General features: G+C 53.0%; 17 protein-coding genes. 6 read left to right on the top strand and 11 right to left on the bottom strand.

Annotated elements, in window-relative coordinates; all coding sequences use genetic code 11:
• Positions 1-63 precede the first annotated feature (63 nt).
• A complete protein-coding gene (locus V9K95_RS13480) occupies positions 64-1,428 on the top strand; it encodes an MFS transporter (RefSeq protein WP_336442196.1) in 1,365 nt (454 codons plus the stop codon).
• Between the two features lie 84 nt (positions 1,429-1,512).
• Here the strand turns inward: V9K95_RS13480 and V9K95_RS13485 are convergent, their stop codons facing one another.
• The gene (locus tag V9K95_RS13485; protein ID WP_336442195.1) at positions 1,513-2,355 is read right to left on the bottom strand and encodes an aldo/keto reductase; all 843 of its coding nucleotides are present in this window, start codon (positions 2,353-2,355) and stop codon (positions 1,513-1,515) included.
• A gap of 157 nt (positions 2,356-2,512) precedes the next feature.
• On the opposite strand from V9K95_RS13485, the gene V9K95_RS13490 reads away from it, so the two are divergent.
• The gene (locus V9K95_RS13490; RefSeq protein ID WP_307275391.1) at positions 2,513-2,998 is read left to right on the top strand and encodes a hypothetical protein; all 486 of its coding nucleotides are present in this window, start codon (positions 2,513-2,515) and stop codon (positions 2,996-2,998) included.
• 36 nt (positions 2,999-3,034) lie between these two features.
• Here V9K95_RS13490 and V9K95_RS13495 read toward each other — a convergent pair whose 3' ends face one another.
• From V9K95_RS13495 to V9K95_RS13510, 4 genes are all read right to left on the bottom strand, one after another.
• Positions 3,035-3,868 (bottom strand): bifunctional allantoicase/(S)-ureidoglycine aminohydrolase, encoded by an 834-nt coding sequence (locus V9K95_RS13495; protein ID WP_115053439.1) that lies wholly within the window; start codon positions 3,866-3,868, stop codon positions 3,035-3,037.
• A 76-nt stretch (positions 3,869-3,944) separates the two neighbouring features.
• Positions 3,945-5,324 (bottom strand): aldehyde dehydrogenase family protein, encoded by a 1,380-nt coding sequence (locus V9K95_RS13500; RefSeq protein ID WP_442958603.1) that lies wholly within the window; start codon positions 5,322-5,324, stop codon positions 3,945-3,947.
• Between the two features lie 13 nt (positions 5,325-5,337).
• Entirely contained in the window at positions 5,338-6,984 is a 1,647-nt protein-coding gene (locus tag V9K95_RS13505) for an acetolactate synthase large subunit (protein WP_336442193.1), read from the bottom strand.
• A 127-nt stretch (positions 6,985-7,111) separates the two neighbouring features.
• A complete protein-coding gene (locus V9K95_RS13510; protein WP_336442192.1) occupies positions 7,112-7,441 on the bottom strand; it encodes a hypothetical protein in 330 nt (109 codons plus the stop codon).
• A 157-nt stretch (positions 7,442-7,598) separates the two neighbouring features.
• On the opposite strand from V9K95_RS13510, the gene V9K95_RS13515 reads away from it, so the two are divergent.
• The gene (locus V9K95_RS13515; RefSeq protein WP_307275403.1) at positions 7,599-8,057 is read left to right on the top strand and encodes a GNAT family N-acetyltransferase; all 459 of its coding nucleotides are present in this window, start codon (positions 7,599-7,601) and stop codon (positions 8,055-8,057) included.
• Positions 8,058-8,099: 42 nt separating this feature from the next.
• On the opposite strand, the gene V9K95_RS13520 is transcribed toward V9K95_RS13515, so the two are convergent.
• On the bottom strand, positions 8,100-8,690 hold the full coding sequence (locus V9K95_RS13520) for a YdeI/OmpD-associated family protein (protein ID WP_336442191.1): 591 nt from the start codon (positions 8,688-8,690) through the stop codon (positions 8,100-8,102).
• Between the two features lie 28 nt (positions 8,691-8,718).
• The gene (locus tag V9K95_RS13525) at positions 8,719-9,681 is read right to left on the bottom strand and encodes a DUF930 domain-containing protein (protein WP_336442190.1); all 963 of its coding nucleotides are present in this window, start codon (positions 9,679-9,681) and stop codon (positions 8,719-8,721) included.
• Between the two features lie 193 nt (positions 9,682-9,874).
• Here V9K95_RS13525 and V9K95_RS13530 point away from each other — a divergent pair, with 193 nt between their 5' ends.
• Positions 9,875-10,633 (top strand): ABC transporter substrate-binding protein, encoded by a 759-nt coding sequence (locus V9K95_RS13530; RefSeq protein WP_115053432.1) that lies wholly within the window; start codon positions 9,875-9,877, stop codon positions 10,631-10,633.
• A 54-nt stretch (positions 10,634-10,687) separates the two neighbouring features.
• Here V9K95_RS13530 and V9K95_RS13535 read toward each other — a convergent pair whose 3' ends face one another.
• From V9K95_RS13535 to V9K95_RS13550, 4 genes are all read right to left on the bottom strand, one after another.
• A complete protein-coding gene (locus V9K95_RS13535) occupies positions 10,688-11,242 on the bottom strand; it encodes a DUF922 domain-containing Zn-dependent protease (protein WP_336442204.1) in 555 nt (184 codons plus the stop codon).
• Between the two features lie 172 nt (positions 11,243-11,414).
• Positions 11,415-11,936: a DUF992 domain-containing protein gene (locus V9K95_RS13540; protein WP_115053430.1), complete on the bottom strand. Its 522-nt coding sequence runs from the start codon at positions 11,934-11,936 to the stop codon at positions 11,415-11,417.
• A gap of 323 nt (positions 11,937-12,259) precedes the next feature.
• Positions 12,260-13,084 (bottom strand): glycosyltransferase, encoded by an 825-nt coding sequence (locus tag V9K95_RS13545; protein ID WP_336442189.1) that lies wholly within the window; start codon positions 13,082-13,084, stop codon positions 12,260-12,262.
• A complete protein-coding gene (locus tag V9K95_RS13550) occupies positions 13,084-13,992 on the bottom strand; it encodes a glycosyltransferase family 2 protein (RefSeq protein ID WP_336442188.1) in 909 nt (302 codons plus the stop codon). The genes V9K95_RS13545 and V9K95_RS13550 overlap by 1 nt, the downstream gene beginning before the upstream one ends.
• A gap of 169 nt (positions 13,993-14,161) precedes the next feature.
• Between V9K95_RS13550 and rfbA the strand changes: the two genes are divergently transcribed.
• Positions 14,162-15,040 (top strand): glucose-1-phosphate thymidylyltransferase RfbA, encoded by an 879-nt coding sequence (rfbA, locus tag V9K95_RS13555; RefSeq protein WP_115053427.1) that lies wholly within the window; start codon positions 14,162-14,164, stop codon positions 15,038-15,040.
• Positions 15,040-15,594 carry a dTDP-4-dehydrorhamnose 3,5-epimerase gene (gene rfbC, locus V9K95_RS13560; protein ID WP_162802525.1) on the top strand — a complete coding sequence of 185 codons (555 nt, stop codon included), beginning with the start codon at positions 15,040-15,042 and terminating at the stop codon, positions 15,592-15,594. The genes rfbA and rfbC overlap by 1 nt, the downstream gene beginning before the upstream one ends.

Consider the following 15,594-nt stretch of genomic DNA (forward strand, 5'->3'; position numbering starts at 1 on the left):
GAATTACCGCACAGAAGTCATTGCCGTAATTTGGAGACAAATTATCATTGCAGGATTGTCTCCATGTCCGCTTTTCACCCCGTTTATCCGCGTATTACGCTCATCGCCGCTTCGCTTGGCTTCGTAATCGTGCTTCTTGACGTCAGCGTCGTCAATGTCGCACTCGATGCTTTGCGCATGAGCTTCTCCACCAACGTGGCTGGGCTCCAGTGGGTGGTAAACGCCTACACACTCATCTTTGCGGCGCTGCTGCTCATGGCGGGTGCTTTGGGCGACCGCTACGGCGCGCGGGCTGTGTTCATAGCGGGTCTCATTCTTTTCACCCTCGCCTCCCTTGGCTGCGGCGTAGCGCAAACGTTAACGGCACTTGTTGCAGCACGGCTTGCACAAGGCATCGGCGCGGCGTTGTTGGTTCCAAATTCGTTGGCGCTGCTCAGCCAGGCATTCCCGGGCAAGGAAGAGCGCAGCCGGGCTGTCGGCTGGTGGGGGGCAGCGGGAGGCATCGCACTGGCGGCCGGACCCGTGGTCGGTGGCTTTCTGGTAACGCAAGTTGGCTGGCGCGGCATTTTCCTGATCAATATTCCGATCGGACTGATTGGTCTGGCCTTGACCCTCGGCTACTCGAAGCCAAGTCCCAGAAATGACCACCGCTCACTTGATCTGCCTGGGCAGGCGGCGGCTATCCTTGCGCTTGTAGCGCTGGCAACGACGCTGACGGATGCGGGGCAATTGGGCTGGACGCATCCGCGGATTATTGTGGCCATGCTCGTAACCGTTCTTTCCGCCATCGGCTTCATTCTGATCGAGGTTCGAAGCCGCGCACCGATGCTGCCGCTGTCATTATTCTCTAATTCCGCATTCACAATCGCGGCGGTCACCGGCGTCATCATCAACTTCGCTTATTACGGCCTGATCTTCGTCTTCAGCCTGTTTTTCCAGCTGGAGCAGCATCTTTCAGCTCAGGAAACAGGCATGGCGTTCCTGCCAATGACCGTCATTCTGATGGTCACAAACATTATAGCAAGCCGGTTGATCACCCGCCTCGGCGCGCGCAGGCTGATAGTGTTCGGTCTTGTTCTGGCGGCGGCCGGGTATCTTCTCCTGCTTCCGATCAGCGTCGAAGGCTCTTACTGGCAGTTGGTGGCACCAATGTTGATGGCAGCGAGCGGCATCGCACTGGTTGTTCCGACGATTACCAACGTCACTCTCTCATCTGTCGATCAGTCACGGGCCGGGATTGCATCGGGCGTTCTCAACACGGCGCGGCAGATGGGCGGCATGCTCGGCGTTGCGACGTGCGGTTATCTGGTGCGGGACACCGCACCAGTCGCGTTCATACAAGGTATGCATCTCTCGCTCATGGTCGCCGTGGTGCTGCTGTTTCTCGGTGCCGCACTCTCGCTCTTCTGTCTCAGCCGGGAGACTTGAGACGAACACAAGCATTTACACGCTAAGGAAGTCTTGGGTCGTCATCATTCAGGGCATGGGGTACGCCCTCTACTGATTTTGCAATTACAGCATGTCCAGTGGTTGTTTTCGATTGGGTCGTTTGAACGCTTGATCCAAAGTTTCCAGCTGCGCGGGCGTTAACGTGATATCCGCGGCTTTTCTGTTGCTGCGAATATGGTCCGGGTTGCTGGACTTTGGAATGGCGATGACGCCATCCTGGTTCAGGACCCATGCCAGCGCAACAACAGCCGCAGTCGTCTCCAACTCGCGCGCTATTCCCGTCAGGGCAGGATGGCTCAGCAGTCTTCCCTGCTCGATCGGTGAATAGGCCATGATCGGAATATTTCGCGATTGGCACCACGGCATTAATCCAACCTCGGGGCCACGCCGTTTCAAATTGAAAAGAATCTGATTTACCGAAACGGCGGTGCCGCCCGCAATCGCCTCCAGCTCCTCCATATCGTCCACGTCAAAATTGCTTACGCCCCAACTGCGGATTTTGCCGGATTCCATCAAGGTTTCAAAAGCGGCAACAGTCTCCTCTAACGCATATCCCCCTCGCCAATGCAGAAGGTAGAGATCGATGAACGCCGTCTGCAACCGGTGCAAGCTTTGCTCGCAAGCGGTGATAGTACCTTTTCTTGACGCGTTGGATGGAAGAACCTTGCTAACGACGAAGACCTTGTCGCGCTGGCCCTTTATGGCCTGTGCCACAACTTCTTCCGCGCCGCCGCCTGCGTACATTTCTGCCGTGTCGATCAGGCTCATTCCAAGATCAATCCCGAGCTTCAACGCATCAGCTTCAGCGCTACGTTTTCGGGCGTCATCCCCCATATACCAAGTACCTTGCCCAAGTATCGGGACATTGTATCCGGAGGGGAGTTTTATGGTCGGTATTTCAGCCATGACGCGTCATTTCAACATATTAATGAATTTGTCGCAAACCCTGTATACAGGTCGAGGAGTTCTTGAGCTGAAACGAATAAGGCCATAGAGATGAATTCGGGGGCACCGCGCGGAACATTCCTGCGCGCTACCAGTTCATGAGCATGGAGGAACTGCGATGTTCATAAAATCTCTCACGGTCGTTACACTTATTGGGCTGTCCGGCATTGTCCTGTCCGGCTGCGTCGCCGATGATGGCGGCGATGGCTATTATGGCGGATCAGGAGGTTATATCTCCAGCTACCCGGACAATGGATATTACGGCAGGGACCGCTATGACCGCCGTGACAGATATTGGCGTGAAAGCAGGCGCGATCGCGACTGGAGAGATCGCCCCCGAAGGGACTGGGACGACAGAGGCGATCGCCCTCACCGAGGCGACAGACCTGATCGGCCAGATTGGAACGACAATAATAATCCAAGGCCACGCCCGCCAGTCGTAGAGCGACCTGATCGGCCCGAGCCAAGCAGACCGGATCGCCGGGAGCGTACAAAAGAGCGCAGCCTGTCTTCTGATGCCGAAAAATCTATCCAGGAACGGCAGGGTGTGGGCGGAACAAGGCCCATTTTGCCGCGTATGCCGGGAACGTCCGACCGGAACTAGGTCTCTTCAGGACAATGCTTGAGGCTCTGTTGAAAATCAGAGCCTTGAGCCACCAAGCTTCATATGTCTGTTGACGTCCTTATAAAGCAGATAGCGAAACGGCTCCGGACCACCCGCGTAGCAAGCTTGCGGGCAGAAGGCCCGCAGCCACATGAAATCGCCAGCCTCGACCTCCACCCAATCCTGATTGAGGCGATAAACCGCCTTGCCTTGGAGGACGTAAAGCCCGTGTTCCATGACATGCGTCTCGGCAAAGGGAATGACAGCTCCCGGTTGCAACGTGACGATAGTGACATGCATGTCGTGACGCATGTCCGAAGGATCGACGAAGCGCGTCGTGGCCCATCGTCCGCCCGTGTCGGGCATGACAGTCGGGGCTATGTCATTTTCATTCAGGAGAAGCGGCGGTGGTGTTTCAATGCCATCTACCGCTTCATAGGCTTTGCGCACCCAATGGAACCGAACATGCGCGTTGGATATGTTCAACGCCTGCCAATTTGTCGAAGGTGGAATGAAGGCATAGCCGCCGGGCTGCAGGATGTGCTCCTTGCCCGCAATTGTAAGCTGCAATTCCCCCTCCACGACAAAGAGAACGCCTTCGGCTTGCGGATCGATTTCAGGACGCGTGCTGCCACCCCCGGGTGCCACTTCCATTATGTATTGTGAAAAAGTTTCCGCAAAACCGGATAGCGGCCTGGCGATGATCCAGCAGCGCGTTTTTTCCCAAAATGGCAGATAGCTTGTAACAATATCCTGCATGACCCCTTTCGGGAGCACCGCATAGGCCGTGGTGAACACGGCACGCCCCGTGAGAAGCTGGCTTTGCGCAGGATGCCCGCCTTGTGGCGCATAATATGGATTTTGGGACATGGTGGACTCCTGAGTCTGGTAAGAAACTTTGTGCTCAATTTTGCCACAGGACTTCGCATGTCAAGCGCGAATGCCCTTAGCTTACATGGTTGAACACAATCATTTTGTCGTCCGCCATTTCTTCCATCGTCCAAGGTATGCCGCCAACACCATAGCCTGACTGACGACGGCCGGTGAAAGGCATCCAATCGGTCCGGAATGCCGTATGGTCGTTAACAAGGACAGCGGATGCATCAAGATGTCTGGCAGCTTTCAACGCAACTGCTATATCTGATGCGAAGACGCTTGCCTGAAAGGCAAAAGGCAGTGAATTGGCGATATTGATGGCTGCATCAAGATCACTATATCCGTAGACGCATGTCAAAGGTCCGAATACTTCGAGCCTGGATACTTTTGTTTCGGCGCCTGGATTAAGAAGAATGGACGGGCGCAAAGTTGTTTCAGACAGACGTCCGCCACCGATTTGTGTTGCCCCCTGCTCCGTCGCTTCCTTGATCCAGGCTTCCACGCGATCCGCCTCCCTGGGCAAAATCAATGGGCCGACTTCCGTATCCTTCAGGACAGGATCACCCACACGCAAAGCGGTAACTTTGGCAGCGAAAGCCTCGGTAAAACTGGCCAATATGTCTTCATGCACAAATAGCCGCTGCGACGAAACGCAGACCTGCCCGGCATGGTAATAGCCGCCTTTGACAACGCTGGCGGCGACCCTGTCCACGTCCACACCGCGGTCAATAATAACGGGCGCGGCACCGCCATGTTCGAGTGCACAACGCGTGCCAGACGGCAGCTTGCTTTTCAGATACCAGCCGATCTTGGCCGAGCCAATGAAACTCAGGAAGGCAATGCGTGGGTCTGTCGCCAATTGCTCTGCCAGCGCATTATCATCAGTAAGCAAAGTCTGGCACCACTGTTCGTCGAGCCCGGCTTCCCGGAAAAGCTTGACCAGTTCGATACAGGAGATCGGCGTCGTGGAAGCGGGCTTGATGATGACCGGGCAACCAACAGCAATCGCCGGTGCAATCTGATGAACGATCAGATTAAGCGGATGGTTGAAAGCCGATATAGCCGCAACCACGCCGATTGGCTCCTTGGTTGTGAACGCCCATCTATTGGCACTCGCGGCAGTAAGCCCCATCGGGATTTCCTTGCCGCCGAAATTGCGCAATTCATCTGCTGCATTGAGAATGCCATCAATTGCCCGTGTCACTTCAATGATGGCGTCCGGCAATGGCTTGCCGCCCTCACGGGCGATCATTAGGGCAAAACGGTCACGATTCGTCTCAAGCAGCACCGAGGTTTTGCGCAAAACAGCCATGCGCTCATGGGTTGGCAGCCAACCGGCCTTGTCAGCAAAAGCTTGCGCAGCCATCTGCAACTTGTGCTCCAGGGCCTTGCCGTCGTCGGTTGGAATCTCCTGAATGATTGCGCGGTCAAACGCCTGATATACTTTCATTGCAAGCGTCACTTCATGACTCCAATATCGCTGGAAGCCGCTCACGCAACTCCTTCACCAGAACGCGCTCGTTTTCCGAATAATCGATCGGCACATTGACCAGATGCACGCCACCTTCAGCAAAAGCCGTCGCTATCACCTGTTTGAACTGCCCGATTTCCGTGACCCGCGTTCCCTGGGCTCCATATGACTGCGCATATTTAACAAAGTCCGGATTGCCAAACGTCATTCCGAAATCTGGAAATTCATCCACAGCCTGTTTCCAGCGTATCATCCCATAAGCGCCGTCCTCAATGACGAGCACAACCAGATTGAGCTTCATGCGAACTGCAGTTTCAAGCTCCTGGCTGTTCATCATGAATCCGCCGTCCCCGCAAACAGCCATGACGCGGCGTTCGGGATAAAGCATTGCTGCCGTCATGGCCGAGGGCAATCCGGCACCCATTGTCGCCAAGGCATTATCGAGAAGCAGCGTATTGGCCATTCTGGTTCGGTAATTTCTTGCAAACCAGATCTTGTACATACCATTGTCGAGCGCGAGGATACCGTCATGCGGCATCGCTTCGCGAATATCATGGACAAGCCGTTGCGGGGTAAACCGGTCCTCGGTGGCGCGTGCCGCAATCCGGCTTAAAATGCCCTCCCTCAAATGCAGCAGGGCCTGGGCATTGGGGAGTTTTCCTTCGATGCGATCCGCCAATGCTTTGAGCGATGGACCAATATCACCAATGACTTCCGATTGCGGGAAATAGACTTGCTCAACTGTTGCTGGCAGATATCCCACATGGACGACATTCGGGCCCTCCGCCCCCATGATGAAAGGCGGCTTTTCAATCGTATCATGCCCAATGGTAACGATCAGATCGGCCTGCTCGATAGCCTCATGCACATAATCGCGCTCTGAGAGCGCCGCCGTTCCCATGTATAATTCAGTGCCGCCGGGAACCGTGCCCTTTCCCATCTGCGTTGTGAAAAACGGAATTTGGGTACGAAGCACGAATTGCGCAATGTCTGACGTGGACCGGGGACGCGATGCGGCCGCGCCGAACATCAACAAAGGACGCTTCGCCGCCATGATGATCGAGGCAGCGCGTTCAAGAGACAAATCGCTGGCTGTTGGCAGTTCGACCGCATGGGGCGCAATCAGCGGAACCGGCTGACACTCCTCCGCCGCAATATCTTCCGGCAGTTCCAGATGCACTGGCCCCGGCCGCTCCTCCTGCGCAATCCTGAAAGCCTCGCGCACAGTGGTTGGAATCATCTGCGGAGACACGATTTGCCGCGACAGCTTGGTCAAGGGCTTCATTGACGCCACCACATCAACCACCTGAAACCGCGCCTGCCTGGAAGATAATATTCCCTTTTGGCCGGTGATCATGATCATGGGCATTGCGCCGAGCAGCGCATAGGCCGCCCCTGTCGAAAGATTCAACGCGCCCGGGCCCAATGTCGTCAGGCAGACGCCCGGCTTGCCCGTCAAGCGCCCATAGGTCGCCGCCATGAATGCCGCCGCCTGCTCATGCCTGGTCAGAACTAGCTGGATGGAAGATTTTCGGATTGACTCGACAACATCAAGGTTCTCTTCACCCGGTATGCCAAAGATACGGTCAACGCCTTCGTTCTCAAGCGCTGCAACAAGTAGATCGGAACCTTTTGTCATGGATTTATGCTCGGCTGTTGACTGGAGCTATCGAGGGGACCCTCGAAAGTTGCGACTATGTGCAAGATAAGCCGTTTTCCCTGCCTGTCCACCCAAACGGTTCATCAACCAATAGTGATCTCAGGTGTTAAGCCCGGCCACCAATGAGCTGTTTTTGACCACGGCGGTGAATGCCGTGTTTGTTCGCCATGCTTTGCAACATTTTCTCGGTCGCAAACGGAAATTCGCGGCGCAGCTCCATCCATGACAGACGCGGAAACAGATCGGACAGCCGGATGATTTCCTGCATTGTCCAATTATGTTTGCTGGGCGAAAGATTAAGCCTGCGACATTGCCCGCGAATGGCCGCAGGGCTGCGCGCGGGCAGCATTTCTGCAAGTCTGGCATAGTTTGGATAGAACTTGCGGACAATGGACATTTCTTTTTCAGTCCATGGTCCGGTTTGGTATGTCGACATGACAATTGGCTTTCGGAGCGAATGCGCCTTCTGTATGAGAAGCTGAAGTCAATGATTTATGAGGCTTCCGCTGAAGCAATCAATTGCAACTAGTTGTGAGGAAGCACCCATTTGGCGGAATCCTGGCCGACTTAACCGATAAACTGGAGATATTTCCATGCCAGCACTCATATTTCGCAAAGCGGTGCAAACGGACTTACGCACCTTGATTCTTCTGCTGGCCGATGACGAACTCGGACAAAATCGTGAAACGGTATCGGACCCCATAGCTGATTGCTATATTCGGGCTTTAAAGGCTATCGAAGAAGACCAGAACCAACTTTTGGTTGCCGTCTTAGAAGATGACCAAATCATCGGCTGCATGCAGCTTTCCTATATACCTGGACTTTCACGCAGCGGGATGTGGCGCGGCCAGATCGAAAGCGTGAGAATCGCGCCAAGCCATCGGGGTCGAGGCATCGGTCACCGCATGATCGAATGGGCGATTGAAAATTTCAGAGAGCGCGGATGCGGGCTCGTTCAATTGACATCGGATAAAACGCGGCCGGATGCGCTGAGATTCTATAGCTCGCTTGGATTCGCGCCAACACATGAAGGTTTCAAGCTTTCGCTTTGACGATCCATTCAGGATAAGTTGCTACGTTTTCCCCGAATTGCTTTAATCGTCCAAACCTTTGCCCTCAAGAATTTTTGGCATTGCCTTTTCAATTCTGGCCTCGCGGGTTTTGGATTGTTTTGCCGATGAGAAATGGAGAAGATATCCTCTCTGTCTCCCCGGTGTCAGCGCCTCAAAAGCCGTTTTCAACGCAGGCATATTATCGAGTTTGATCTGGAATTCTTCAGGAACAGCGAACTCTTTCGTCTTTTTAAAATCGACCTTCAAACCCGCCTTCTGGACCTCAATAGCCTCCTGAATATAATCTTTGAGGACGTCTCTCATCCCCGTTATTTCCGACAGGCTGGTAAACCGGACCTGGCGCGCGGACTGCACATTTTCAGTTTGCCGGATCAGAATATTCTTGCCGTCTTTCAGCAAGGCGCCTTGGATAAACAACATTGCGCAATAGGTCTTAAACCCATGAATAAGAACGATATTGCTGTTTTGAAACGTATAGCATGGAACACCCCATTTCAGCTCTTCGGCCAGTTCGCATTCCAATGCAATGGACCTAAGCTCCGCGAACTCCTCTTGCCAATTTGTCTCCCTGTTCAAAACAGCGTCGACCTTTGGGTTCTTACTTTTTGTCATGCTGCGCCTCCCAAACAATTTCACTTCACTAATCTATAGGCAGCCTTCGGTCATTCCACTCGCTTCTGGGAATACTGCCTCCAACCGCAAAGCTGAACGAGACAACCTTGCTCCTGCTATTGTCAACCGTGCACTGGAAGTTGATGTTGTACCAATCTCCCCTGCTGCGAAATGCACCCCCGCTCGCATCCAATGCGTATTCCGAAATTCGCCCGCCTGAGCGACCGAATGGCACAAGCAGATCCGGGAAAGAGCCAGGCCTTTGGCGTCGCAGCTGCTCCAAAGCCTCGATTGTGCAGAGCTGCTTGATACGATCTCTGGCCGACATTTTACGCGCCGATTGCCTCACCCGAAAGCTCGAGAGCGACTCTTGCGAGAAAAGCTCCTTGGCGGGAGTGGGATTTGCCGTCTCTTTTGCCTTGGGTTTTGCAGGCTCGGCAGCCGCCTTTTTCGGTTCCGGTTGCGGCTTGGCCTCAGACGCGGGTTTCATCCCGTCTGGTGCTTTTTCCTGCTCCTGCAGCTTTTCGGTTTCTGCGGGTTTTTCCGGCTCCGGCTTTTCCTCGGTCTTGTCTGATTGCGATGTCTCTGGAGCAGTCACCGGTGGCAATTCTTTTTCTTCTGTCCTCTGCTCGGTTTTTGCAGTGGCAGCCGCGAATGCAGGACTGCCTGCTGCGGGTGGCGGCGCAGGGGCCGGCTGGGGCTTGGGCTGCGTTTTTTCTGCCGGTTCGGGTGAAGGGGCTGGAGAAGGAGGCGGAACGAGCTTAACATCAATCGTTTCCTTTGGTGCGGGCATTATTTCAAATGAAAGCCCGGTCCATAGCAGCAAACCTATCAATAGATGCAAGGCGAGTGAGAACGGCAGCCCGAAACTTAGTCTTTTCCAGGGTTTTGCAGCATATTCGAACATGCCTGAAAGATAAGCGATCACACGGACAAACCCATATTTGCGGTCAGCTTTCAACTCATCGGGCTGTTTAGGCGAATTGGACATGCCAAGACAGATTTCGCAAACCGCATAAGCACTTGCTACCAAGCTTCGGATTTACCTTCTCGCTTGATTTATAACAAGGGATCAAAGCGGTTTTCGATTTTGGGTGCAAATTGCAGAAAGCGCTTTCTAATCGTTGTGATTGCATTACTTTGATCTTGCGGAGTTGAACCTTCGCCAAATCAGAGGATGGAACATGAAGAAACTGCTTTTATTCAGTGCCGCTGTCATCGTGGCATTAACGTCGGCTGCAGGCGCTCAAGAAGCCACCATACGCATAGCTACCGAAGGCGCCTACCCACCGTTCAATACTTTGAACGCGGACGGCACATTGGCAGGGCTGGACGTCGATATGGCGAATGCGCTGTGCGAAGAAATGAAAGCAAAATGCACAATCGTTGCGCAGGATTGGGACGGCATTATTCCGGGGCTAATGGCTAAAAAATATGATGCCATCATCGCATCAATGAGCATTACGGAAGACCGTAAAAAACAGATCGATTTCACCAACAAATATTACACCACACCGCTGGCCGTTGCCGTTCCAAACGACAGCACCCTGGCGGGCGTCGCTATCGCCGACCTGAAAGACAAAACCGTTGGCGCACAGGCTGGTACGACCCAGGCGATCTACGCCACTGATGTTTACGGCAAGGCCGGTGTGGATGTGAAGCTCTATCCCACGCAGGATGAGGCGGCAGCAGATATGACAAATGGTCGTATCGATGCGCTGATCTCAGACAAATTCGTTGTCGTGGATTGGCTTAATAATGCCGGAAAAGATTGCTGCAAGATGCTGGGTGACGTTCCCGGAACCGAGACCGAAGCAGGCATCGGTATCCGCAAGGGCGACGACGCGCTGAGGGAGAAATTCAACAAGGCGATCGATGCCATCGTGGCAAACGGAACACATAAGAAAATAGTTGCCAAATATTTCCCCTTCGACATTTACTAAAAGACAAGAGCCATCCGCCCGAAAGCGGGTGGCTCTTTCCCCCAGTCAGCGGGATCAGGGTCCGTTGACCAGCTTGAGAATAAGCTGCTGGATATTGCCTCCATCACTCATTTCATCACGGTCGAAATCGCGGCTTTTCTGGCGCTGGGCTATTGAAAGAGCGGAGAGCCGAGGCTGCATTTCCAACCGGATTTTTTGGCAATCAGGGTCGTCGGGAACGGACAGGCCAATTGTCGATGCCTCTATCGCGCGCACCATTTCCTTGATCTGCTCGCCATGCACGAGTTCATGATTTCTGACGCCCGTGATGAATGCGTTCCAGCTTTTTTCCACCGCATCCGGCAAGCGATCTGAAGGCTTTGGTAGCGTATAGGTGATTATCAGCTTGGGCCGGGCCGAGACGAGTTTGCAAGCATTGTCAGCCTGCCGCTCATATTTCCTGGTCCATGTCAGCTTGAAATTGGTATGCGCAATGGTGCGGACTCTGCCGCCCAGTTGCGGGCCTCTCTCGCCGATGGAGGCATAGAGCGATGCGCCGGACTTTCCCGCGATTGCATAGGGCTGGACAGTTTCGGTTGCGGTCCATTCAGTCGCTGCCGCTCCCGGCATCAAACCCAGGAGACATGACAGCAAGAAAGAAAATGAGATAGGTCGTTTCAATCTGGCCTCGCTGATGCTGCAAACGATGTCCCGCAACGAGCTGGAACATGTTCACAGTTGTAACGATTCGACCAGTGCCGAATGTGTGCCCCGCCCGCCTTTGCGGACGGGGCACATGCAATTAGTTGACAGATGTCAGCGTCATTGATGTTCCGGTAGCTGCGACATTGAGACCGAGCTGGCCGGTCACGCTTACTGCCTGAAGATGAATGGAACCCGATGTCCCGCCAAACAGGACATTCGTACCAATACCGGCACCGACCGTGGCTTCAGCAGTCGCACCGCGATACAGGCCGCTCAAAGAACCGTGATGATAGCCTGCAGTTGGTGCAAACACTGCCCAAATCAGACGGCTGCGGGTGGTAAAACCAAGGTCAACACCCAGCTTCTTGATGGCGCCCGAGTAATTGTCGATACGCTCTCCGCCCATTGTGGACCGGAACGAACACTCAACTTCCTTGGCTGAACCAAGCACATAACCGACGCCGCCGCCGATTGAGCAATCGAGATAGCCGATCTTTACGCCATTGCGCACATCTTGCTCTTCATATGTTGGCAATTGCATATCGGCCGCTTTGGCGATTGTTGTTCCGGCTATTGCCAGCGACCCTACGGCAAGCGCCATTGTAAGAGTCTTGTTCATGCTTCTCTCCTTACTTATTTATTTCGCGCAATTCCGGAAAACCGCTGCACGCTTTTCCGGAGTTGCTCTAAATCCTGACCGGCACACCATGCCGGATTGTCCCGTCCGCAAACTCGGCGATAGAACGTTGGTCCAACGATTCCAGTCCGGAAAGGTTGCAACGAAACGTATCCATACGTGAAGGCGCGATAACAGACGGCCCACAGTTCAACGGCCATTAGGACATTTTAAAGGCATTCTGTGCAGCGGTGCATCTATCTTCGCTTGGTGTGGCATTTGGGTCATGACGACGTTCCACTCCAATCGGGATTACGGGCGCCGCGCTAAATAAGTTTCAACGGATGCGTGGAGAAAAATATCAACGCAGAGCGGGCGAACTGGCGAATGTGCCACCATCCCTTGCGCGCAGCATTTCCGCCTTCGTGGACAATTCTGACTGTCGGCACATAAGCGATTTGAGAAAATTTTGCCGTTCGCAGCGATATATCGAAATCTTCGAAATAGAGCAGATAACGAGCATCGAAACCGCCCAGCTTTTTAAAAACATCGCCACGAAAAAACATGAAACAGCCGCTTACGATGGGAGGGCTCCAAAAAACGACATCACCAATCTGATCGCGCATTTCGTAGCGATTCAAGCGTTTAGCAAATAGCCGTTTGATGGCGCGCGGTGCAAAGCCGCGAAGCAAAAGATCAAACACCGCCGGATAGTTCTTGCAAAGATATTGCCGCGTTCCGTCCGGATTAAATGCTTTTGGCGTCAAGAGCCCGCAATTTTTGTGATCCGTCATGAAGGCAATGGCATTGGCGAGCGCTTCCGGCTCCATTTCGACATCAGGATTGAGGACCAAATGATATTTGCCAACGGCATCTGTGACGATGTTATTTGCCCTGCCAAACCCGACATTGCCCTGCCCGCTCATGATCTCAAAAGGTAGGCCCTCCATCGCCTCCAACAACCAGTCATGGCCCGAGACCGCCGGGGTATTATCGATCACGAATATCTTGACTTGCGTCAGACCGCTCAATTGAAGCGCATGCCGCAGACTTTGGATGGTTTTCAGGACCGTTTCCTGGTCGGGCTGGAATATGACAATGGCAATGGTCAGTTCATACGTCTTAGCATCGGGATATGCACTCTCGACCATTAACCGACTTTCTTTCCCATTTTCCCCGTTAGACCATGCCAGACACCAAGGGTCATCATTTTTGCATGTTCTGCGCGAGGGGCTGTAATCAGACTGTAGAATACAAATTTTCGTACCAAACGGGCCATATCAACCATTTTCCAATTTAAATGCAGCCATTTTTGGCGATAGAGCCAAATCGCATTTCTGAAATGATAATAATGCCGCAACGGGCTATGCACAGGTATGTGCCTGCCCCGAAAAAGCACGGGGCTATCGCCCAAATCGTGCTTCATATGGGCGCTGCATATGCCATATGATTGATAGCCCATCTGCTTTGCCCGCAAACCCCATTCAATATCAACATAGTCGATAAAAAGTTCTTCCCGCATTCCGCCTACACTATCGAGGGTCGATAGTGGAATGAGGCAGCCGGAAGCAATGAGATAGTCCACCTCCACTATCGAATCATTCTCCGCACAGATTTGCCGTTCAAGCCGCAGGCCCGTCACTTTGATGAAGGGCGGAGGATTTTTCTGCCGTGGGTCCTCATATCGAGGTCCGACACACGCCACTCGAAGATTTTTCGCCAATTGCGCCTCAGCGGCGTTCAAAAGCCTGGCAACCATATCTCCTGCGGGGATGCTGTCCTGATCAAGCAGAAGCACGTAAGCTGCATCATGGACTCGGGCTTTCGCGATACCGATATTCTGAGCTTTTGCGATTCCAAAATTTTGTCCAAGCTTCTCAATATCCACCATTGGATACAGCGAAGCCAGTCGGTTTTCCACGTCTTCTCCACTGCCATTGTCGACGATGATCAGCTTTCCAACTTGGGGAATTATTGCCTCAAGCAGGCTCTTCAGGCCATCCAGATCAGGATTATATGTAACGATAATTCCTGTGACAGACCGGTTATCAACCCGCATTTTTAAAAGCTTCCATTTAAAGTTCAACTGACGGGTTAGCTAGCAGATAGCGCGTTGCAAGGAAAACCAAAACACTTATGAAGATTGACATGTGTTTCTCTTGCCGCCAAATGTCTGCGACAAATGCAATCGAGTTCCGGTTGTCACGATGGTAATAAGGAAACGTTGAATGAAGGGCATTATTCTGGCAGGCGGAAGTGGTACACGCCTTTATCCATTGACGATTGCCGTCTCCAAGCAAATGTTGCCAATCTATGACAAGCCCATGATTTATTACCCGCTAAGCGTGTTGATGCTTGCGGGTATACGGGAAATTCTCATCATCTCGACGCCGCATGATCTGCCGCTCTTTCAAAAATTATTGGGCGATGGGTCAGATTTTGGCGTCAGCTTCTCTTATGCTGAACAGCCGCAACCAAACGGTTTGGCAGAAGCATTTATTATCGGACGTGAGTTTATCGGCAATGACAGCGTTGCCATGATCCTTGGCGATAATATCTATTTTGGCGATGGTCTGTCGCGGCTTTGTCAGGAAGCCGCCAGCGGTGACAAGGGGGGCACTGTCTTTGCTTACCACGTTGAGGACCCTCAACGATATGGGGTGGTGCAGTTTGAAAAAGCCACAGGGAAAGCACTTTCCATTGAAGAAAAGCCGGTAAAGCCAAAATCGAACTGGGCTGTTACTGGACTCTACTTTTACGATAATGAAGTGGTCGACATCGCCAGATCTATCAAGCCATCCGAACGAGGCGAGCTTGAGATCACGAGTATCAACAATATCTATCTGGAACGTGGCGATTTGCGCGTACAGCAATTGGGCAGGGGATATGCCTGGCTCGATACCGGTACGCATGACAGCTTGCACGAGGCATCGTCATTTGTGAGAACGATTGAACATCGGCAGGGCATCAAGATTGCTTGCCCCGAGGAAATAGGGTTGGAATGGGGATGGGTCGACGCCGACCGAGTCCTCGAGAGAGCAGCAAAAATGGGCAAAACGGAATATGCAACCTATCTGCGCCGCAGAGCTGAAGAGGTCGGTAAATAATGATCGAAGTAAAGCCTCTCGCACTTGAAGGTGTTCTGGAAATTCTGCCCAAAAAATTCGGTGATGATCGCGGATTTTTTTCAGAAACGTATAATGCGCAAAGTTTTGCCGAAGCGGGCATTCCCTTGCAATTCGTCCAGGACAACCACTCCTTGTCTGCAGCTAAGGGCGTCTTGCGCGGATTGCATTATCAGCTACCGCCACGCGCTCAAGACAAGCTTGTGCGCGTCGTCAAAGGGTCCATTCTGGATGTGGTAGTAGATATCCGGAAAAGCTCGCCAACCTTCATGAAGTGGCTGTCCTTGGAAGTCTCAGCAAAGAAGTGGAACCAGATATTGGTGCCCAAGGGATTTGCACATGGCTTTGTGACACTCGAAGAAAATACCGAGGTGGTCTACAAGGTTACGGATTACTATTCTCCCGAACATGATAGGTCACTACGATTTGACGATCCGTCAATTGGCGTGGCATGGCCTTTCGAAAAATCCGTCCTACAACTGTCCGATAAAGATCGAAACGCCCCTGTGCTCGATGGCGCCGATATTTTCCCTTAA

Origin of the sequence: Phyllobacterium sp. CCNWLW183 (genome assembly GCF_037203775.1) — a bacterium.
Lineage (GTDB): Bacteria > Pseudomonadota > Alphaproteobacteria > Rhizobiales > Rhizobiaceae > Phyllobacterium > Phyllobacterium ifriqiyense.

What these genes read in the sequence shown, in the direction of transcription:
- V9K95_RS13485 (WP_336442195.1), bottom strand. Translation starts at nt 2,355, where the DNA reads ATGGCTGAAATACCGACCATAAAACTCCCCTCCGGATACAATGTCCCG.
- V9K95_RS13540 (WP_115053430.1), bottom strand. Translation starts at nt 11,936, where the DNA reads ATGAACAAGACTCTTACAATGGCGCTTGCCGTAGGGTCGCTGGCAATA.
- V9K95_RS13505 (WP_336442193.1), bottom strand. Translation starts at nt 6,984, where the DNA reads ATGACAAAAGGTTCCGATCTACTTGTTGCAGCGCTTGAGAACGAAGGC.
- V9K95_RS13545 (WP_336442189.1), bottom strand. Translation starts at nt 13,084, where the DNA reads ATGGTCGAGAGTGCATATCCCGATGCTAAGACGTATGAACTGACCATT.
- V9K95_RS13520 (WP_336442191.1), bottom strand. Translation starts at nt 8,690, where the DNA reads ATGACAAAAAGTAAGAACCCAAAGGTCGACGCTGTTTTGAACAGGGAG.
- V9K95_RS13550 (WP_336442188.1), bottom strand. Translation starts at nt 13,992, where the DNA reads ATGCGGGTTGATAACCGGTCTGTCACAGGAATTATCGTTACATATAAT.
- V9K95_RS13510 (WP_336442192.1), bottom strand. Translation starts at nt 7,441, where the DNA reads ATGTCGACATACCAAACCGGACCATGGACTGAAAAAGAAATGTCCATT.
- V9K95_RS13500 (WP_442958603.1), bottom strand. Translation starts at nt 5,324, where the DNA reads ATGAAAGTATATCAGGCGTTTGACCGCGCAATCATTCAGGAGATTCCA.
- V9K95_RS13530 (WP_115053432.1), top strand. Translation starts at nt 9,875, where the DNA reads ATGAAGAAACTGCTTTTATTCAGTGCCGCTGTCATCGTGGCATTAACG.
- rfbC (WP_162802525.1), top strand. Translation starts at nt 15,040, where the DNA reads ATGATCGAAGTAAAGCCTCTCGCACTTGAAGGTGTTCTGGAAATTCTG.
- V9K95_RS13480 (WP_336442196.1), top strand. Translation starts at nt 64, where the DNA reads ATGTCCGCTTTTCACCCCGTTTATCCGCGTATTACGCTCATCGCCGCT.
- V9K95_RS13515 (WP_307275403.1), top strand. Translation starts at nt 7,599, where the DNA reads ATGCCAGCACTCATATTTCGCAAAGCGGTGCAAACGGACTTACGCACC.
- V9K95_RS13490 (WP_307275391.1), top strand. Translation starts at nt 2,513, where the DNA reads ATGTTCATAAAATCTCTCACGGTCGTTACACTTATTGGGCTGTCCGGC.
- V9K95_RS13495 (WP_115053439.1), bottom strand. Translation starts at nt 3,868, where the DNA reads ATGTCCCAAAATCCATATTATGCGCCACAAGGCGGGCATCCTGCGCAA.
- V9K95_RS13535 (WP_336442204.1), bottom strand. Translation starts at nt 11,242, where the DNA reads ATGCCGGGAGCGGCAGCGACTGAATGGACCGCAACCGAAACTGTCCAG.
- rfbA (WP_115053427.1), top strand. Translation starts at nt 14,162, where the DNA reads ATGAAGGGCATTATTCTGGCAGGCGGAAGTGGTACACGCCTTTATCCA.
- V9K95_RS13525 (WP_336442190.1), bottom strand. Translation starts at nt 9,681, where the DNA reads ATGTCCAATTCGCCTAAACAGCCCGATGAGTTGAAAGCTGACCGCAAA.